Consider the following 19342-nt stretch of genomic DNA (forward strand, 5'->3'; position numbering starts at 1 on the left):
AAAGCTAAGCGATTGAATATAAAGACTTTAAATTAGCTTATATGTCTTATATAAGAGTGCTTGTGCGTGCACAGGCAGCGCTATGATTTGTCTAACGGATTTCGCTTCATAACCTGGCTTTATTTAGGAGAAAAACATGGCAACTCGTGAACAGCAAGCAGCAGCGCTTCAACAAGACTGGGATACCAACCCGCGCTGGAAAGGCGTCGTCCGCAACTACACCGCGGCCGATGTCGTCAGGCTGCGCGGCTCGCTGCAGATCGAGCACACGCTGGCGAAACGCGGCGCGGAAAAACTGTGGGACCTCGTCAACAACGAGCCGTTCGTCAATGCGCTCGGCGCGATGACCGGGAACCAGGCCATGCAGCAAGTCAAGGCCGGCCTGAAGGCGATCTACCTGTCCGGCTGGCAGGTTGCCGGCGACGCCAACGTGGCCGGCGAAATGTACCCGGACCAGTCGTTATATCCGGCCAACTCGGTGCCGCTGGTCGTCAAGCGCATCAACAACACCTTCGCCCGCGCCGACCAGATCCAGTGGTCCGAAGGCAAGGACGACATCGATTACTTCGCGCCGATCATTGCCGACGCCGAAGCCGGTTTCGGCGGCGTGCTCAACGCCTACGAGCTGATGAAGTCGATGATTGAAGCGGGCGCGGCAGGTGTTCACTTCGAAGACCAGCTGGCCTCGGTCAAGAAATGCGGCCACATGGGCGGCAAGGTGCTGGTGCCTAGCCGTGAAGCCATCGAAAAGCTGACCGCGGCACGCCTGGCCGCCGACGTGATGGGCACGCCAACCCTGGTGATCGCCCGCACCGATGCGGAAGCGGCCGACCTGCTGACCTCCGACGTCGATCCCAACGACGCGCCGTTCTGCACGGGCGAGCGCACGGTGGAGGGTTTCTATCGCGTCAAGCCAGGCATCGAGCAGGCCATTTCGCGCGCACTGGCCTACGCCCCGTTCGCCGATCTCGTGTGGTGCGAGACCGGCAAGCCGGACCTGGCCTTCGCCAAGCAGTTCGCCGAAGCGGTCCATGCCAAATTCCCGGGCAAGATGCTGGCGTATAACTGCTCGCCATCGTTCAACTGGAAGAAGAACCTGGACGACGCCACCATCGCCAAGTTCCAGAAGGAGTTGGGCGCCATGGGCTACAAGTTCCAGTTCATCACGCTGGCTGGTTTCCACTCGCTGAACTACGGCATGTTCAACCTGGCCCACGGTTATGCGCGCCGCCAGATGTCGGCCTTCGTCGAGCTGCAGGAAGCGGAATTCGCTGCCGCCGAGAAGGGCTTCACCGCGGTCAAGCACCAGCGCGAAGTCGGCACCGGCTACTTCGACGCCGTCACCCAGACCATCCAGCAGAACCAGAGCTCGACCACGGCGCTGCACGGTTCGACCGAAGATGAACAGTTCTTCGACGAAAAGAAAGTCGCCTGAGTCCTGCTCGCGTAAAAAGGCCGCAGTGAATGCCGCAAGTTGGCATTTAACTGCGGCCTTTGCCGTTCTTGGGGGATAATGGCGCACCAGAACACCTTTTTGAATGGAATTTCCAAGCTATGTTGAGCTACCGCCACGCCTTTCATGCGGGTAACCACGCTGACGTCCTGAAGCACTTCGTGCAGATTCAGTTGCATGAGTACATGAACCAGAAGGACACGGTCTATACCTACATCGACACCCATTCCGGTGCCGGCGTGTACGCGCTCGACAGCGGCTACGCGTCGAAGAACGCCGAATACGAAACGGGCATCGGCCCGCTGTGGGAACGCAAGGACCTGCCGAAGTCGCTGGCGGCCTACGTCAACGTCGTCAAAGGGCTGAACCCGAGCGGCAAGATGCGCTACTACCCGGGCTCGCCTTACTGTGCCGACAAGATGATGCGCCAGGAAGACCGGCTGCGCCTGTTCGAGCTGCACCCGGCCGACAGCAAGATCCTGGCGGACAATTTCCGCAAGGTCGAAGAACACGCCGCCCAGCAGGGCGAACGCCCGTCGGGACGCGGCCGGCGCGTGCTGATCGAACGCGGCGATGGCTTCCACGCCATCAAGACCTTGCTGCCGCCGCCGTCGCGCCGCGCACTGGTGCTGATCGACCCGCCGTACGAAGACAAGCAGGATTACCGCAAGGTGCGCGATATGCTGAACGACTCGCTGGCGCGCTTTCCCAGCGGCGTGTACGCGGTCTGGTACCCGGTGCTGCAGCGCATGGAGTCGCGCCAGTTCGCTGACAAGCTCAAGCGGCTGCCATGCAAGGAGTGGCTGAACGTCACCCTGACGGTGACCACGCCGGGCCCGGATGGTTTCGGCCCGCTGCACAGCAGTGGCATGTTCATCTTGAACCCGCCGTACACGCTCGAGCCGACCCTGCGCGAGGTGATGCCTTACCTGGTCAAGGTGCTGGGCAAGGACGCGGGCGCAACATTCACGATCGAACGCGGTGCCCAGGTGACCGGCACCGCCACGGCGCGCGTCGGCGCCAATGGCGCTGTCCGCATGCCGGTCGGTAACGCACGCCGCGCCAGCCCGACATCGGGCACGGGCAGCCTGCGCCTGCCGGGCCAGGCGCCCGCGGGAACGCCGGGCGCTGCGGCAACCGGCCCGCGCGCACCCGCCAAGCCTGGCAGCCAGCGTCCGGGCGGCGCGCCAGTCCGCGCAAGCGCGCGCCCGACCGCTGCCAGCCCAGGCGGCCTCCCGCGCATCGGACGCGGCCCCAAGCGTCCATAAGCAGGGTTTAACCCTGCTGTTCGATTCAATATCCAAATGTCAAGAATATATTATTTATAGTATATTCAAGCTGTGGCCCGCCTTAGCGGGGCGGCCACGGCTGGCTGCCGCCCCGGCGTCCAGTCGCATTTGGGAGTTTCTCCATGGCTAACGACGCCACCATTTCCGACGATTTCTTTCTTGCGCGCCAACCGATCCTCGGACGCGACCAGTGCCTTGTCGCGTACGAATTGCTGTTCCGGACGGCCGGCTCCTGCGAAGCCAACGTCACCGACCAGGCTTCGGCTACCGCCGCAGTGATCTCGCACGCTTCGCAGCTTGGCATGGAGGTCGTGCTGGGCGGGCGGCTTGCCTTCCTCAACGTCGACGAAGTGGTGCTAATGAGCGACTTCGTGCGCTTCCTGCCGCACGAAGGCGTGATCCTCGAAATCCTTGAAACCGTCAAGGCAACGCCCGAGCTGATCGACCGCGTGGCGGAGTTGCGCGAGCTTGGCTTCAAGTTCGCGCTGGATGACGTGATCGCCGATTCCGAAGACGTCAGCAAGCTGTTCGACCTGGCCGAAGTCATCAAGATCGACCTCAAGGGCGTTGAGCGTTCGAAGCTGCCGGCGCTGGTCCGCAAATTCAGCGGACGCAAGAAAAAGCTGTTGGCCGAGAAAGTCGAGACGGTGGAGGAGTTCGAAGCCTGCCTGGAGCTGGGTTTCGATTATTTCCAGGGCTTTTATTTCGCGCGGCCAACGATCATGAGGGGCAAGAGGATCGCGCCGACCGAACTGGTCATCCTGCGCCTGCTCGACCTGATCAATTCCGACGCAAGCGACAGCGAGATCGAGATGGCGGTCAAGCGCGACGCCTCGGTCGGCCTGAATTTGCTGCGGCTGGTGAACACGCCTGCGGCCGGCTCGACCGCCGGGCATATCGATTCGCTCGGCGACGCCATCAATAAGCTCGGCCGTGACCGGCTGCAGCGCTGGCTCCAGATCCTGCTGTATTCGAAGCCGGGCGGCAAGGTGGAGCTGAATTCGCCGCTGCTGCAAATGGCCACCACGCGCGGCAAGCTGATGGAGTTGATGGCCCAGCACCTGCGCCCTGGAATGCGCGCCTACGCCGACACGGGCTTCACGGTTGGCATCATGTCGCTGATGGACGCGCTGTTTTCGATGTCGATGGAGGACGTGCTGGAAACGGTCGAGGTGCCGGAAGAGGTGCGCGTCGCGCTGAAGGAGCGCGCTGGCGAGTTGGGCGAGATGTTGCGTGCGGTCGAGCTTCTGGAGAATCCGAACGAAGGCCCGGCGCTGACGAAAACGCTGAAGATACTTGGCGTCAGCGTGCGCCAGGTGCGCGAGATCGAGCTGCGCGCGTTCGAATGGGTTAATGAGCTGGCGCATGAAACCGTGGCGCCAAAAACGCAAGCCGCGTGAGCTTGTGCAACAACGGCGGATGACGCGCTGGGCGCCCGTCCGCCGATTTGCGTACTACTGCCCCAACAACAAGAAAACCGTCGGCTTCTTGTGGAAGTCCGGCGCCTTGCCCGCAGCCAGCGCCGCCTTCCACTTATTCGCCACCATCGTGCGCACCGACTCGGTCGGCAAGCTCAGGTCGGTCGCCACGCAGATCAGGGTGCCCGGCTGGCAACTCGCCACCAGGGCCTCGAGCAGCGCGCCATTCCGGTAGGGCGTCTCGATAAACAGCTGGGTCTGCTTCTCGTTACGTGAACGCTGCTCCAGCTCCTTCAGCCGCTTGGTGCGCAGCGCCGGATCGGTCGGCAGGTAACCGTTAAACGCGAAACTCTGTCCATTCAGGCCGCTCGCCATGACCGCCAGCAGCAGCGACGACGGCCCCACCAGCGGCCGCACGGTAATGCCATGCTGGTGCGCCAGCCGTACCAGGTCGGCGCCCGGATCGGCCACCGCGGGCACGCCCGCTTCCGACACCAGTCCCGCATCGCGCCCGGCCAGCAGCGGCGCCAGCAGCCCGGCCAGCGCGGCTGCCGGGGTGTTGACGTTCAGCTCCGCGATCTCGATTTCCTGCAGGGTTCTGGCCAGCGGATGGTCGATCGCCACCAGTTTCAGGAAGGCGCGCGCGGTCTTGGCGTTCTCGGCCACAAAGTAGTCGAGGCTGGCAGTGACGGCCTGCACATGTTCGGGAATGATGTGCGACAGCGCGCCTGGGGCGGCCTCGGTCTGGCCTAGGGTATTGGGAATCAGGTAAAGGGTGCCGGGCATGAATGCTTAATTGGTAAAGAATTGAATGCCGGCCTTGCGCAGCATGCCGGTCAGGGCGATCAGCGGCAGGCCGGTGAGGGCGGTCGGGTCGGTGCTGTCGATTTTGGACAGCAGGGCAATGCCAAGTCCTTCGTTCTTGGCGCTGCCGGCGCAGTCGTAGGGCTGCTCGATGCGCAGGTAGGCGTCGAGTTCGGCGTCGGGCAGGTCGCGGAAGGTGGCGAACACCTGCACGTTTTCCAGCTGCGCGGGGCCGGTCAGCGCGGTGGCGCGGCCATCCCACACGCACAGTGCCGTATGGAACACGACGCGCTGGCCGCGCATCTTTTGCAGCTGGGCGAGGGCGGCCGCATGCGTGCCGGGTTTGCCGATCGGCTCGCCGTTGAGCGTGGCGACCTGGTCGGACCCGATGACGATGCTGCCCGGGGCCCGTTCGGCCACGGCGCGCGCCTTGGCGCAGGCCAGCCGCAGCGCGGTCGCTTCCGGCGCTTCGCCCGCCAGCGGCGACTCGTCGATGTCGGGCGCCATCACTTCGAACGGCAGGCGCAGGCGGCTCAGCAATTCACGGCGGTAGGCGGATCCCGATGCAAGAATCAGGCGCGGCTGGACGGAAGTTGGTATCATGTGGGTCGGCCGTAAAAGAGTGGGCGCCGGCCCGGCAACCACGCGATTGTCCGGCCAGCCACAGGTCTCGCCGTGCGCCAGCAAAAAATGCGCTAAGTCTTTGACTCCCCGGCGAGAAGCCTGTTATTATCGCAGGTTTTCCGGGGAAAATTTCTGCAATGAGCGCTTTTGTCATCGACGCTTTTGAATTTAGTCGAAGCAACGGCCATCGCGACGGCGTCACGCCGGTCGCCGAAATGAGCCGGTTAAACAAGGAATGTACCGACCAGTCGGGCGAAATCGCCTGGTCCGTCGATGGCGCGACCAGCAAGCATGGTTATCCGCAATTGACCGTCGCGGTATCCGGCACGGTCCAGCTGATTTGCCAGCGCTGCCTGACACCGTTCTCGTATGAAATCGATTCGTCGACTGTGCTGATGCTGGGCGCCGACGATGCGAATGCCGACGAGATCGAGGAAGTCGTCGACGACGAGAGCATCGACGTCATCGTCGGCAGCCGTACCTGCGATATCCGCGACCTGCTGGAAGACGAAGCCTTGCTGGCCCTGCCGCAGGCGCCAAAACACGAGGTGTGCCCGGACACGAGTCTGCTGGAAACCCTCAAGACCGACAAGCCATCGCCGTTTGCGGGGCTGAAAAACCGCGTCGGCGGACCGCTGAGCAAAGAATAGGCAGTACGTAGCAAACGTGTCAAACGCGTGTAGCAGTCGAGTATGGCAGTGTGTAGTGAAATGTGAGGCAGCGTTAAACATGTCGGTGAAGTAACATTTGCCGCTGGGATACTCGATAAGCATGTATTTGCAAGTCGAATGTGTTAGAATTTTAGAACTTATGTATTAGGAGTCATCATGGCAGTTCAGCAGAATAAGAAGTCCCCATCGAAGCGCGGCATGCACCGTTCGCACGATTTCCTGGTTGCGCCACAACTGGGTATCGAGCCAACCACTGGTGAAACGCACCTGCGTCACCACATCAGCCCGAACGGTTTCTACCGTGGCCGTAAAGTACTGAAGACCAAAAACGACGAGTAATCGACGTTTTGTCGTCTAAGATGAAGGCGGTGCTACGTATTTATCGTGCGTTGCGCCGCTTTTTCTTTGTCTCCGGCTGCAATCAGTTTTTGCATACCGTCATTTTGAATTCCGCTGCATCTGGCTGGCGCCTGCCCGTGTTCAGATCGCGTCTTGCCGCCTGTAGTATTTGAATCGCGGTAACAACAACAAATGACAATTAAAATTTCCATTGACTGCATGGGCGGCGATCACGGCCCCTCAGTTACTATTCCCGCGGCAATCTCATTCGTCAATCGCGAACCACAGGCAGAGCTGATCCTCGTTGGCCTGGAGGACGTGTTGCACGCGGAACTCAAGAAACACAAAGCGGACAAACATCCGCGCCTGTCGGTGCAGCACGCCTCCGAACTGGTGGAAATGGACGATCCGGTCGAAGTGGCGCTGCGCCGCAAGAAGGACTCGTCGATGCGCGTGGCGATCGAGATGGTCAAGGACGGCAAGGCTGCCGCCTGCGTCTCGGCCGGCAACACCGGCGCCCTGATGGCGGTCTCGCGCTACGTGCTCAAGACCATGCCTGGCGTCGACCGCCCGGCCATCTGCTCGATCCTGCCGAACCAGAAAAACGGCCCGACCTACATGCTCGACCTGGGCGCGAACGTCGACTGCGAACCGCACCACCTGCACCAGTTCGCCATCATGGGTTCGGTGCTGGTGTCGGCCATGGAGGGCATCGCGCGCCCGACCATCGGCCTGCTCAACGTCGGCACCGAAGAGATCAAAGGCAACGAGGTGGTCAAGTCGACCGCCAAGCTGCTGCGCGAAGACCATGAACGCGGTATCCTGAATTTCTACGGCAACGTCGAAGGCAACGATATCTTCAAGGGCACCACCGACATCATCGTCTGCGATGGCTTCGTCGGCAACGTCACCCTGAAGGCGGTCGAAGGCCTTGGCCGTTTCGTCAAGGACGTGATGACCAGCGAATTCAAACGCAGCCCGCTGACGATGCTGGGCGCACTGGTCGCGCGCGGCGCGCTGAAAAACATCGGCAAGCGCTTCAACCCGTCACGCTACAACGGCGCCAGCCTGCTCGGCTTGCGCGGCCTCGTCTTCAAGAGCCATGGCGGCGCGGATTCTTACTCGTTCGAGTGGGCGATCAAACGCTCGTTCGATGCGGCAAAATATAATGTGCAAGAGCAGCTCTCGACCCTGATCGCCGAGCTGATGCCCCGCACGCCTGACCAAGACTTGACAGGCTCAACTTCCAAGTAGGACGGTTCGAATGACTTTGTACAGCAAGATTATCGGCACCGGCAGCTATCTGCCAGCACAGCGTGTTACCAACGAGGAACTGGCGGCGCAACTCGCGGCCAAGGGCATCGAGACCTCGGACGAATGGATCGTGTCGCGCAGCGGCATTTCGGCCCGCCACTACGCGGCGCCCGACCAGATGTCGTCCGACCTCGCGGTCGAGGCCGCTAAAAAGGCGCTGGAAATGGCCGGCATGCAGCCCGGGGAAATTGACCTGGTCATCGTGGCCAGTTCGACGCCTGACTTCCACGGCAGCTTCCCGAGCACCGCCTGCATCGTCCAGCGCAAGCTCGGCATGCACAACAACAGCGCCGCCTTCGACGTGCAAGCCGTGTGCAGCGGCTTCGTGTACGCCGTAGCGACGGCCGACGCCTTCATCAAGGCCGGCGTTCACAAGAACGTGCTGGTGATCGGCGCCGAGGTCTTCTCGCGGATCCTGAACTTCGAAGACCGCACCACCTGCGTGCTGTTCGGCGACGGCGCCGGCGCGATCGTCATGAGCGCGTCCACCGAACCGGGCGTGCTGTCGACCAAGATGCACGCGGACGGCCGCTACGCCGATATCCTGAGCATCCCGGGCAGCCTGGCCGGCGGCGCGATCGCGGGCAGCGCCTTCCTGTACATGGATGGCCAGGCCGTGTTCAAGCTTGCCGTGACGGTACTCGAGCAGGTCGCCAACGAAGTGCTGGCGGACGCCGGCATGACGGCATCGCAGATCGACTGGCTGATCCCGCACCAGGCCAACATCCGCATCATGAAAAGCACCGCCAGGAAGCTCGACCTGCCGATCGAAAAGATGGTCGTCACCGTCGACCAGCACGGCAATACCTCGGCCGCATCGGTACCGCTGGCGCTCGACAGGGCAGTGCGCGATGGCCGCGTGAAGGCAGGCGATAACGTCATGCTCGAAGCGGTTGGCGGCGGTTTCACCTGGGGCGCTGTCCTCTTCAAGATGTAAGAACCAGCACGGAGAACACCAGTTCATGAGTAAATTTGCATTCGTATTCACCGGCCAGGGTTCGCAGGCCGTCGGCATGCTCGGCGGTTTCGCCGGCAACGCCATCGTCGACCAGACCGTCGCCGAAGCGTCGGAAGCGCTCGGCTTCGACCTCGGCAAGCTGATCGCCGAAGGCCCGAAGGAAGACCTCGACCTGACCACCAACACCCAGCCAGTGATGCTGACGGCCGCCGTTGCCGTGTACCGCGCCTGGATCGCGGCCGGCGGCGCCAGGCCGTCGGTCGTTGCCGGACACAGCCTGGGCGAATACTCGGCGCTGGTAGCGGCCGGCGTGATCGCCTTCAAGGATGCGGTGCCGCTGGTGCGCTTCCGCGCCCAGGCAATGCAGGAAGCGGTGCCGGTCGGGCAGGGCGGCATGGCCGTCATCCTCGGCCTGACGGCTGGCGCCGTGCGCGCCGTGTGCTTTGAGGCGGCCGCGGCCGATCCATCGCTGGTGGTCGAGCCGGTCAACTTCAACGAACCGACCCAGATCGTCATCGCCGGCCACAACGCCGCGGTCGACCGCGCCTGCGAACTGGCCAAGGCGGCCGGCGCCAAGCGCGCCATGCGGCTGTCGGTGTCGGCGCCGTTCCACTCGTCGCTGCTCAAGCCGGCGTCGGACCGCCTGCGCGACTACATGGAAAACATCACCTTCAACGCGCCGCAGATTGCCCTGATCAACAACGTCGACGTGGCGGTCGAAACCGATCCGGCCCGCATCAAGGACGCGCTGGTACGCCAGGCCGCCAACCCGGTGCGCTGGGTCGAGACGATGCAAAAGATGGCAGCTGACGGTATCACCCAGGTGATCGAATGTGCGCCAAGCAAGGTGCTGGTCGGCATGGCCAAGCGTATCGACGCCAACCTGGCCGGCGATGCGCTGGTGGACCAGGCGTCTCTCGAACGCGTGCTGTCCACATTGAACGCGTAAGCTGAGAACAGAACTCTGGAATAAAAGGACAATAATGAACCTGCAGAACCAAGTCGCCCTCGTTACCGGCGCATCGCGCGGCATCGGCAAGGCCATCGCCCTTGAACTGGCCCGCCAGGGCGCCAGGGTCGTCGGCACCGCCACGTCCGAATCGGGCGCCGCGGCCATTGCCGACTACCTCGCCGAATTCGGCGGCAAGGGCGCCGTACTGAACGTGACCGACGCCGCTGCCTGCAGCGCCGTCGTCGACGATGTGCAGAAGTCGTTCGGCAGCCTGTCGATCCTGGTCAACAACGCCGGCATCACCCAGGACCAGCTGGCGATGCGCATGAAGGACGAGGAGTGGGACAGCGTCATCGCGACCAACCTGAGCGCCGTCGGCCGCATGTCGCGCCTGGTACTGCGCGGAATGATGAAGGCAAAACAAGGGCGTATTATTAACATTACCTCGGTGGTCGGCGCTTCCGGCAACCCTGGCCAGATGAACTACGCGGCGGCCAAGGCCGGCGTGGCAGGCATGAGCCGCGCGCTGGCGCGCGAGATCGGCAGCCGCAACATCACCGTCAACTGCGTCGCCCCAGGCTTCATCGATACCGACATGACCAAGTCGCTGTCGGAAGACCAGCACGCCTCGCTGCTGACCCAGATTCCACTGGCGCGCCTCGGCGCACCGGAAGATATTGCCCACGCCGTCGCCTTCCTGGCCGGGCCGCAAGCGGCTTACATCACCGGCACCGAACTGCATGTGAACGGCGGCATGTACATGAATTGATGGAATGCCTGCCGCTGTTGAGTTGCCGTGGCGCAAGCCTGGCACCGATGGCGGCTAGATCTCACCATTTAGCAGCACTTTCGGTTGAATTCGCGTCATACGCCGAAATTAGTTTTTAAGCGCGCAAACCTGCTAAAATGCGCGCACTTTCCGTAACACACACAATGGAGCCAAAACATGTCGGATATCGAACAACGCGTTAAAAAAATCGTCGCTGAGCAACTGGGTGTTGCCGAAGCGGACATCAAGATCGAATCGTCGTTCGTCGACGACCTCGGTGCTGATTCGCTCGACACCGTGGAGCTGGTGATGGCGCTGGAAGATGAGTTCGAAATGGAAATCCCTGACGAGCAGGCAGAAAAGATCACGACCGTGAAGCAAGCAATCGACTACGCTACCGCGCACGTCAAGGCCTAAGCTTTATCGTTTTTGGGAGAAATCGCTTGAGCCGTTCACGAAACCGTCGTGTCGTTATTACCGGCCTGGGCTGCGTCTCACCTATCGGCAACACCATTGCCGATGCGTGGAGCGCCGCCCTGGCAGGCAAGTCGGGCATCGCCAATATCACCAAGTTTGACGCGTCGACGTTCTCTACCCACTTCGCTGGCGAAGTCAAAGGGTTCAACGTCGAAGAGTACATGCCTGCCAAGGAAGCACGCCATATGGATACGTTTATCCATTACGGCATGGCAGCCGGCATCCAGGCGCTGAAGGACTCGGGGCTGGTGGTTTCCGAAGAGAATGCCGACCGCATCGGCGTGATCGTCGGCTCCGGCATCGGCGGCCTGCCGCTGATCGAAGACACCAAGCAGGATTACGACAAGCGCGGCCCGCGCCGCATTTCGCCGTTCTTCGTGCCTGCCTCGATCATCAACATGATCTCCGGTAACCTTTCGATCATGTACGGCCTGCGCGGCCCGAACCTGTCGATCGTGACGGCCTGCACCACCGGCCTGCACAGCATCGGCGCGGCCGGCCGCCTGATCGAGTACGGCGATGCCGACGTGATGATCGCCGGCGGCGCCGAAGCCACCATTTCGCCACTTGGCCTGGGCGGTTTCGCCTCGGCCCGTGCACTGTCCTCGCGCAACGACGATCCGTCGACCGCATCGCGTCCATGGGACCGCGACCGCGATGGTTTCGTGCTGGGCGAAGGCGCCGGCGTGATGGTGCTGGAAGAGTACGAGCACGCCAAGGCGCGCGGCGCCCGCATTTATGCGGAGCTGCTGGGCTTTGGCATGAGCGCGGATGCTTACCACATGACTTCGCCTGTCGAAGACGGTAGCGGCGCCAGCCGTTGCATGGTCTCGGCACTCAAGAATGCGGAAGTCAACCTCGACCAGGTTCACTATGTCAATGCGCACGGCACCTCGACGCCGCTGGGCGACGTAGCCGAAGTGCAGGGCATCAAGAAGACCTTTGGCGACCATGCGCAGAAGCTGGTCGTCAATTCGACCAAGTCGATGACCGGCCACTTGCTGGGCGGCGCCGGCGGCCTCGAAGCGGTGTTCACGGCGCTGGCGATCCACCACCAGGTGTCGCCACCGACGATCAACATCTTCAACCAGGATACTGCTTGCGACCTGGACTTCTGCGCCAACACGGCGCGTGAAATGAAGATCGACATCGCGGTGAAGAACTCGTTTGGCTTCGGCGGTACCAACGGTACCCTGGTGCTCGGCAAGATCTGATTTAGACTGAACCTAATGCGCCAATCCGTGTCATACGGGTTGGCGCAATAGTAAGCGCCGGCATCTTGCCGGCGTTTTTCTTTTCGCCCGACACTTTGCAGCCGGCGCGCGCATCACCACCAAGCACCCATGTCCATTGCGGTTTCAGCCGTCGTCAAGCCGTCGCGCTTATTGCGCGGGGCCCTCGCCACCTATGCCGCGGCAAACCTTGCCGTGGGCGCCGCCGTGCTGTCTTGTGCGCCGGGCGCTTTCCGCGCGCCGCTGTTGATCGCCGCCTGTTGCCTGGTCGCGGCGGCCGCCGCGATGGCCGCGCTTGGCCCAGCCGGAAAGATGCGCCGGATTGATATATCTGGAGTCGGCGAGATGCATGTGACGGTACAACAGAAACAGGCGGAAACGGGCATGCACAACATGCCGTGCAAGCTGCTGCCGGGCTCTGCTGTATGGCCCCGTTTGCTGATGCTGAGGGTGCTTGGCGAGGATGGGAAGGCAGCGCTTGTGGCGGTGTTTGCGGACAGCGTCAGCGCGGAAGAGTTCCGCGCATTGGCGGTGGCGATTCGTGCAATTGGCGGACAGGAAACGCCGGATCAGGTTTTCTTCGGACCCCACAAAATACTTTGAACTTATTGCAACGGGCCAACTCTTATGCATAGGGACGCGCCCATGCCGCAGCCAAGAGGACATGGTCAGTGACGACAGAACGCGAGGGTGATCAACTGCTGGTTGAGCGCGTCCAGGCGGGTGACCGGCAGGCGTTTGACCTACTGGTCGGCAAGTATCAGCGCAGGCTGATGCGGCTCGTGTCGCGACTTGTCCATGACCCGGCCGAGGCTGAAGACGTAGTACAGGAAACTTTTATCAAGGCGTACCGCGCCTTGCGGCACTTCCGCGGCGATTCCGCATTCTATACATGGCTGTACCGGATCGGAATCAACACGGCAAAGAATTTTCTCGTCACACAGGGCAGGCGCGCGCCGACCTCGACCGAGGCGGATGCGGAGCGCGCCGAAGCGTTTGACGATGCGGACAGCTTGCGGGACATAAACACACCCGAGTCCTTATTGGCCAGCAAGCAGATCGCCCACACGGTCAACGCCGCGATGGAAGCCCTGCCGCTGGAGCTGCGGACGGCGATCATCCTGCGTGAAATTGAAGGTTTGAGCTACGAAGAAATATCCGAAGTCATGGCATGCCCGATCGGTACGGTGCGAAGCCGGATTTTCCGGGCGCGCGAGGTGATCGCGGAAAAATTAAGGCCGCTGCTTGATTTTCCGGTTGACAAGCGACATTAGGTGTAGCGATGATCGTAATACTCGGTATGGAACATGGATCACACATCTACTGTGATGGAACTACTGATGGATACCCACAAAAAAATCCGCGAGCACATCTCAGCCTTGTCCGACGGCGCGCTTCCCGCGGCCGACCTCGAGCTGGCGTTTGCCGCGCTCCAGGGCGCTGACGGCCAGCACGCGTGGAACACCTATTTCCGTATCGGCGACGAGCTGCGCGCGCAAGCGACGCCCGGACTGTCCGAAGGGTTCGCGGAGCGCCTGGCCGAACGGCTGGCGGCCGAGCCTGCCCACACCAGGCGGGTTGCCGCCACCGGCGCCGCCGCACCGGCGCGCGCGGCCGACGGCACGCCGGCCGAGGCAAGCAGCAAGCCTGCCATCATCAGCGCCCCGTAAGCCCATGACAGCGGCCGCGCCGCTCGGCGCCGCCGCGACAAGCCGCCGGATTTGGCTTAACATGGCGACAATATCGGCCCTGACCATTTCCTTCCATGATCCATACACTTTCCGCTGGCAGCAAGCTGCTGTCCGCCGCGCTGGTTGCAGGCGCGGGCTGGTTGTTCACCCCGGCCGCCGTGCTGGCCCAGCAGCCCGCCGCAGCGCTGGTGACCGGCTTGCCTGACTTTACCGACCTGATCGACAAGGTCGGGCCCGCGGTCGTCAACATCCGCACCACCGAGAAGGTCAAGCCCGGCCAGGGCGGCCCCGACGAAGAGATGCAGGAATTCCTGCGCCGCTTCTTCGGCGTGCCAGGCATGCCGCGCCGTGGCGCTCCGGGACCGGAAGAGGTTCAGCGCGGGATAGGGTCCGGCTTCATCATCTCCAACGATGGCTTGGTGCTGACCAACGCCCATGTGGTCGAGGGCGCCGACGAGGTGCTGGTCACGCTGACCGACCGCCGTGAATTCAAGGCCAAGGTGCTGGGCGCCGACAAGCGCTCCGATGTGGCGGTGCTGAAGGTAGACGCGACCCGTTTGCCGAGCCTGGTCGTGGGCGATTCGGGCAAGATCCGTGTCGGCGAGTGGGTGATCGCGATCGGCTCGCCGTTCAACCTCGAAAACTCGGTTACCGCCGGCATCATCTCGGCCAAAGCGCGCGATACCGGCGACTACCTGCCGCTGATCCAGAGCGACGTTGCGGTCAATCCCGGCAATTCGGGCGGCCCCTTGATCAACATGCGCGGCGAAGTCATCGGCATCAACTCGCAGATCGCCACCTTGTCGGGGGGCTATAACGGCATTTCGTTCGCCGTGCCGATCGACGAGGCGATGCGCGTTGCCGACCAGTTGAGAAAGAGCGGCAAGGTGACGCGCGGGCGGATGGGCGTGCAGATCGCCGAAGTGAGCAAGGAAGTGGCGGAATCGCTGGGACTGGGCAAGGCGCGCGGCGTCGAGGTGTCGCTGGTGGAGCAGGGCGGTCCGGCCGACAAGGCCGGCATCAAGGTCGGCGATATCATCATGCGCTACAACGGCCAGCAGATCGAGCGCAGCGCCGACCTGCCACGGCTGGTTGGCGCGAGCCAGATCGGCAGCCGCGCGGTCGTGACCGTATGGCGCAAGGGCCAGCAGCAGGATATCGCGGTCAACATCGCGGAGCTGGAAGAGGATCGTCCGGGCAAGCCGGCGCCAACGACGCCACGTGCGGAGGCCGCACCGAACGCGCTGGGCCTTGCGGTGTCCGACCTGGCCGAGGCGCAGCGCAAGACGCTGCGGCTCGAAGGCGGCGTGAAAGTCGACGCCAGCACCGGCGCGGCGGCCGCGGCTGGCCTGCGCGCGGGCGACCTGATCCTGCAGGTGAACAATGTGGACGTCAAGGATGCCCGCCAGTTCAATGCGATGGTTGCAAGGCTCGATCCGAAGAAGAGCGTCGCCCTGCTGGTGCGGCGCGAAAATACGACGCGCTACGAAGTGATCAAGCCGCGCCAATAATCCCAAGTCCAACCCGGCAGCGCGGGCGGTGTCGCCGAGCAGGTGGCCCGCAGGCGCTGTCGCCTGTCTTTCTCTCATGATCAAATTTACTCTTTACTCGCGCAGCTACTGCCATCTCTGCGATGACATGCTCGATGCCCTGAATGCCATGCAGGACGGGGCGACCCGTTTCGATGTCGAGGTGGTCGATGTCGATGCCGACGAGGCGCTGGTGGCGCGTTTCGATGAACTGGTGCCGGTGTTGTATGGCGACCTGGCGAAGCCTGAGTTGTGCCATTATTTCCTGGACCCGGATGCGGTGCGGGCATATATCCGCTCCGTGGCATAGCCGGCATGGCGGATTGCGCGCGTCGCGCTCCATCCACCCTGCGGGCTTCGGGCGGGCGGATTGTTGCATTAATGTAAAAATTCACGCCTAATCCGGGCCCTGACCCGGTGCTGCCCTCTATTAACCGGGCTTTCTACCGCTAAATCCGGTAAAATGCGGGTGGTCGGAAAAGCTGCTGGCATTCAAGTCAGCCTACCGATCGATAAAAGGCGCTCGCCTGGGGATTGCCATGCCCCCCTCGGAGCGCTTTTTTTGTATGGCGCCGCGCATTGGCGCGCCCCGGCTTCGGCCCCCGTCCTTCCTACTGGTTTTGAGTTTTGTTAATGAACAACATACGTAACTTCTCCATCATCGCCCACATCGACCACGGCAAGTCGACCCTCGCCGACCGCATCATCCAGATCTGCGGCGGCTTGTCCGACCGCGACATGGAAGCGCAGGTGCTCGATTCGATGGACCTGGAGCGCGAGCGCGGCATTACCATCAAGGCCCAGACGGCAGCGCTGCACTACAAGGCGCGCGATGGCGTGGTGTACAACCTGAACCTGATCGACACGCCGGGCCACGTCGACTTCAGCTATGAAGTCTCGCGCTCGCTGTCGGCCTGCGAAGGCGCGCTGCTGGTGGTCGATGCATCCCAGGGCGTGGAAGCCCAGACCGTGGCCAACTGCTACACCGCGCTCGACCTGGGCGTGGAAGTGGTGCCGGTCCTCAACAAGATCGACTTGCCGCACGCCGACCCGGCCAACGCGATCGCCGAAATCGAAGACGTGATCGGCATCGACGCGGCCGACGCCGTCAAGTGCTCGGCCAAGAGCGGCCTGGGCGTCGAAGACGTGCTGGAATCGCTGATCGCCAGGGTGCCGCCGCCGAAAGGCGACCCGGCCGCGCCGCTGCAGGCGCTGATCGTCGACTCGTGGTTCGATAACTACGTCGGCGTGGTGATGCTGGTGCGCGTGATGAACGGCACCCTGAAACCGAAAGATAAAATCCTGCTGATGGCGACCGGTTCGCCGCAGCTGGTCGAGAGCGTCGGCGTATTTTCCCCGCGTTCGGTGTCGCTGCCGGAAATCTCGGCTGGCCAGGTAGGCTTCGTCATCGCAGGCATCAAGGAACTGAAGGCCGCTAAAGTGGGCGACACGGTCACCCACGTGGCGCGTCCGGCCGCCGCACCGCTGCCAGGCTTCAAGGAAGTCCAGCCGCAGGTGTTCGCCGGCCTGTTCCCGGTCGAAGCGAACCAGTACGACGCGCTGCGCGATTCGCTGGAAAAGCTGAAGCTGAACGACGCCGCCCTGATGTACGAGCCGGAAGTATCGCAGGCGCTGGGCTTCGGCTTCCGCTGCGGCTTCCTCGGCCTGCTGCACATGGAGATCGTGCAGGAGCGCCTGGAGCGCGAATTCGACATGGACCTGATCACCACGGCGCCGACCGTGGTGTACGAAGTGGTGATGCGCGACAACTCGATCGTCAAGGTCGACAACCCGTCCAAGATGCCGGAACCGACCCGCATCCTGGAAGTGCGCGAGCCGATCGTCACCGTCAACCTGTACATGCCGCAAGAGTACGTGGGCTCGGTGATCACGCTGTGCATCGGCAAGCGCGGCGTGCAGATGGACATGAGCTACCACGGCCGCCAGGTCAAGCTGGTCTACGAAATGCCGATGGCCGAAATCGTGCTCGACTTCTTCGACAAGCTGAAGTCGACCTCGCGCGGCTACGCGTCGATGGACTACGAGTTCAAGGAATACCGTGCGTCGGACGTGGTCAAGGTCGACATGCTGATCAACGGCGAGAAGGTCGACGCGCTGGCGATCATCGTCCACCGCGCCAACGCAACTTACCGCGGCCGCCAGGTGGCCGCCAAGATGCGCGAATTGATCCCGCGCCAGATGTTCGACGTCGCGATCCAGGCCGCCATCGGCGTCAACGTGATCTCGCGCGAGAACGTCAAGGCGCTGCGCAAGAACGTGCTGGCCAAGTGCTACGGCGGCGACATCAGCCGCAAGAAGAAACTGCTGGAGAAGCAGAAGGCCGGTAAGAAACGCATGAAGCAAGTGGGCTCGGTGGAGATCCCGCAAGAAGCATTCCTGGCAATTTTACAAGTGGACGATAAATGAACCTGCAAATGATCTTGGGTAATTTTGCATTGATCCTGTTCGTGGCGATGGTCTTCACGGGCATTATCTGGTTCCTGGATATCTTCTACTTTGCCAAGCAGCGCCGCATTACCGCCGACAAGGCGCTGGCCGCGTTCGACGCGCGCAACGCCAAGCTGACCGCCGAAGGCCTGAAGATCGATAACACCAGCCGCCAGGCGATCGAAACGGCGCTGCTGCGCCAGCCGACCTGGATCGAATATTCGGGCAGCTTCTTCCCGGTGATCGCGCTGGTGTTCTTCCTGCGCTCCTTCCTGTATGAGCCGTTCAAGATCCCGTCGAGCTCGATGGTCCCGACCCTGCTGGTGGGCGACCTGATCCTGGTGAACAAGTTCACCTACGGCATCCGCCTGCCGGTGCTGAACAAGAAGGTCGTCGACGTCAACAACCCGCAGCGCGGCGACGTGATGGTGTTCAAGTATCCGAACGACATGAGCCAGGACTACATCAAGCGCGTCGTCGGCGTGCCGGGCGACACCATCGTCTATGAAAACAAGCGCCTGAGCGTCAATGGCCAGCCGGTCGCCTACACGCCGCTGGACGACTACCTGGACGACGAAAGCCCGGTCTACCACAAGCAGCTGGTCGAGAACCTGACCGGCGTGCCGCACCGCATCCTCAATTCCGACAACAAGCCAGGCGTCGAAGTCGCCATCGTCGAGAATTTCCCGAAACGCGAAGCGTGTGATTTTTCCTACGAAAAATTTACCTGTACCGTTCCTGCGGGCAATTACTTTATGATGGGCGATAATCGGGACCACAGTCTCGACAGCCGTTACTGGGGTTTTGTTCCTGACAAGAACATTGTCGGCAAGGCGTTCTTCGTCTGGATGAACTTCAGTAACCCAAAACGCATTGGCGGGATACACTAGTCTGAAGGAAAAGCAGATGGTTTCTTATGTTTTTGGCAAATACCAGCGCGGCGTCTCGCTGACCGGCCTGATCCTCGTATTGGCGATCATGGGGTTTATCGCGATCATCGCCATGAAAACAGTGCCGGCGTATGCGGAGTATAGTGCGGTAAAGGATGGCATCGCCGTAGCCAAGGAGGCCGGCGGAACGGTGCGTGAAATGCAGCTGTCGTTCGATAAGAATGCCGACATTAACAATGTCGATGCGATCAAAGGACGCGACCTTGTCATCAGCAAGGAAACCGGCGAAACGGAAATCAGCTTCGAATACGAAAAGCGCATTCCGCTGGTTTCCAATGTCAGCCTGCTGATCGATTTCGCGGGCACGACGGATAAAAGCGGGGCAGTAGCCCAGAAACCGGCAAACGAGTAAGGCTGCCCAACCAAGATTATCGACAATGAATTTACCGTTACTGCAGACACGCTTAGGTTACACGTTCCAGGA

The 19342-nt window shown here is 62.0% G+C and carries 21 protein-coding genes; 19 read left to right on the forward strand and 2 right to left on the reverse strand.

All coding sequences use genetic code 11. The annotated features are described in order from the left end of the window. The first annotated feature begins 136 nt into the window (after positions 1 to 136). The 3 genes from aceA to HHL21_RS01400 all read left to right on the forward strand — a co-directional run bounded on the left by aceA (position 137) and on the right by HHL21_RS01400 (position 4142). The gene (aceA, locus tag HHL21_RS01390; protein ID WP_169463471.1) at positions 137 to 1435 is read left to right on the forward strand and encodes an isocitrate lyase; all 1299 of its coding nucleotides are present in this window, start codon (positions 137 to 139) and stop codon (positions 1433 to 1435) included. Positions 1436 to 1554: 119 nt separating this feature from the next. Beyond that, positions 1555 to 2721, forward strand: coding sequence for a 23S rRNA (adenine(2030)-N(6))-methyltransferase RlmJ (locus HHL21_RS01395; RefSeq protein WP_169463472.1), 1167 nt, complete (start codon positions 1555 to 1557; stop codon positions 2719 to 2721). A gap of 143 nt (positions 2722 to 2864) precedes the next feature. Next, the gene (locus HHL21_RS01400) at positions 2865 to 4142 is read left to right on the forward strand and encodes an EAL and HDOD domain-containing protein (protein ID WP_169463473.1); all 1278 of its coding nucleotides are present in this window, start codon (positions 2865 to 2867) and stop codon (positions 4140 to 4142) included. Positions 4143 to 4196: 54 nt separating this feature from the next. Here the strand turns inward: HHL21_RS01400 and HHL21_RS01405 are convergent, their stop codons facing one another. After that, positions 4197 to 4946 carry an SAM-dependent methyltransferase gene (locus HHL21_RS01405; RefSeq protein WP_169463474.1) on the reverse strand — a complete coding sequence of 250 codons (750 nt, stop codon included), beginning with the start codon at positions 4944 to 4946 and terminating at the stop codon, positions 4197 to 4199. 6 nt (positions 4947 to 4952) lie between these two features. Then, positions 4953 to 5567, reverse strand: a complete 615-nt coding sequence (locus HHL21_RS01410; protein WP_169463475.1) for a Maf family nucleotide pyrophosphatase — start codon at positions 5565 to 5567, stop codon at positions 4953 to 4955. Between the two features lie 158 nt (positions 5568 to 5725). On the opposite strand from HHL21_RS01410, the gene HHL21_RS01415 reads away from it, so the two are divergent. The 16 genes from HHL21_RS01415 (at position 5726) to HHL21_RS01490 (ending at position 19270) form a co-directional block, all read left to right on the forward strand. After that, a complete protein-coding gene (locus tag HHL21_RS01415; RefSeq protein WP_169463476.1) occupies positions 5726 to 6238 on the forward strand; it encodes a YceD family protein in 513 nt (170 codons plus the stop codon). A 177-nt stretch (positions 6239 to 6415) separates the two neighbouring features. Continuing rightward, the gene (gene rpmF, locus HHL21_RS01420; RefSeq protein WP_008449924.1) at positions 6416 to 6598 is read left to right on the forward strand and encodes a 50S ribosomal protein L32; all 183 of its coding nucleotides are present in this window, start codon (positions 6416 to 6418) and stop codon (positions 6596 to 6598) included. A 192-nt stretch (positions 6599 to 6790) separates the two neighbouring features. Beyond that, the gene (gene plsX, locus HHL21_RS01425; protein WP_169463477.1) at positions 6791 to 7852 is read left to right on the forward strand and encodes a phosphate acyltransferase PlsX; all 1062 of its coding nucleotides are present in this window, start codon (positions 6791 to 6793) and stop codon (positions 7850 to 7852) included. Between the two features lie 10 nt (positions 7853 to 7862). Further along, positions 7863 to 8849, forward strand: coding sequence for a beta-ketoacyl-ACP synthase III (locus HHL21_RS01430; protein WP_308640214.1), 987 nt, complete (start codon positions 7863 to 7865; stop codon positions 8847 to 8849). Between the two features lie 25 nt (positions 8850 to 8874). After that, positions 8875 to 9819, forward strand: a complete 945-nt coding sequence (gene fabD / locus HHL21_RS01435) for an ACP S-malonyltransferase (protein ID WP_169463478.1) — start codon at positions 8875 to 8877, stop codon at positions 9817 to 9819. Positions 9820 to 9853: 34 nt separating this feature from the next. Beyond that, positions 9854 to 10591, forward strand: a complete 738-nt coding sequence (fabG, locus tag HHL21_RS01440; RefSeq protein ID WP_169463479.1) for a 3-oxoacyl-ACP reductase FabG — start codon at positions 9854 to 9856, stop codon at positions 10589 to 10591. 177 nt (positions 10592 to 10768) lie between these two features. Beyond that, complete coding sequence (gene acpP / locus HHL21_RS01445; protein ID WP_020653257.1) at positions 10769 to 11008, forward strand: acyl carrier protein; 240 nt, start codon at positions 10769 to 10771, stop codon at positions 11006 to 11008. Positions 11009 to 11034: 26 nt separating this feature from the next. After that, positions 11035 to 12282, forward strand: coding sequence for a beta-ketoacyl-ACP synthase II (gene fabF / locus HHL21_RS01450; RefSeq protein WP_169463480.1), 1248 nt, complete (start codon positions 11035 to 11037; stop codon positions 12280 to 12282). A 129-nt stretch (positions 12283 to 12411) separates the two neighbouring features. Continuing rightward, entirely contained in the window at positions 12412 to 12903 is a 492-nt protein-coding gene (locus tag HHL21_RS01455; protein ID WP_169463481.1) for a protein YgfX, read from the forward strand. Between the two features lie 68 nt (positions 12904 to 12971). Continuing rightward, positions 12972 to 13574 (forward strand): RNA polymerase sigma factor RpoE, encoded by a 603-nt coding sequence (rpoE, locus tag HHL21_RS01460; protein ID WP_169463482.1) that lies wholly within the window; start codon positions 12972 to 12974, stop codon positions 13572 to 13574. A 66-nt stretch (positions 13575 to 13640) separates the two neighbouring features. Next, positions 13641 to 13970, forward strand: coding sequence for an RseA family anti-sigma factor (locus HHL21_RS01465; RefSeq protein WP_169463483.1), 330 nt, complete (start codon positions 13641 to 13643; stop codon positions 13968 to 13970). 95 nt (positions 13971 to 14065) lie between these two features. Further along, the gene (locus tag HHL21_RS01470; RefSeq protein ID WP_169463484.1) at positions 14066 to 15502 is read left to right on the forward strand and encodes a Do family serine endopeptidase; all 1437 of its coding nucleotides are present in this window, start codon (positions 14066 to 14068) and stop codon (positions 15500 to 15502) included. Positions 15503 to 15578: 76 nt separating this feature from the next. Beyond that, a complete protein-coding gene (locus tag HHL21_RS01475; RefSeq protein WP_169463485.1) occupies positions 15579 to 15830 on the forward strand; it encodes a glutaredoxin family protein in 252 nt (83 codons plus the stop codon). 323 nt (positions 15831 to 16153) lie between these two features. Further along, a complete protein-coding gene (lepA, locus tag HHL21_RS01480; protein ID WP_169463486.1) occupies positions 16154 to 17947 on the forward strand; it encodes a translation elongation factor 4 in 1794 nt (597 codons plus the stop codon). Further along, positions 17944 to 18858, forward strand: a complete 915-nt coding sequence (gene lepB / locus HHL21_RS01485; RefSeq protein WP_169463487.1) for a signal peptidase I — start codon at positions 17944 to 17946, stop codon at positions 18856 to 18858. The genes lepA and lepB overlap by 4 nt, the downstream gene beginning before the upstream one ends. Further along, positions 18842 to 19270, forward strand: coding sequence for a DUF4845 domain-containing protein (locus HHL21_RS01490; RefSeq protein ID WP_308640215.1), 429 nt, complete (start codon positions 18842 to 18844; stop codon positions 19268 to 19270). The genes lepB and HHL21_RS01490 overlap by 17 nt, the downstream gene beginning before the upstream one ends. The last annotated feature ends 72 nt before the right edge of the window (positions 19271 to 19342 follow it).

Origin of the sequence: Massilia polaris (assembly GCF_012927275.1) — a bacterium.
In the GTDB taxonomy this organism is placed as follows: Bacteria; Pseudomonadota; Gammaproteobacteria; order Burkholderiales; family Burkholderiaceae_D; genus Telluria_A; species Telluria_A polaris.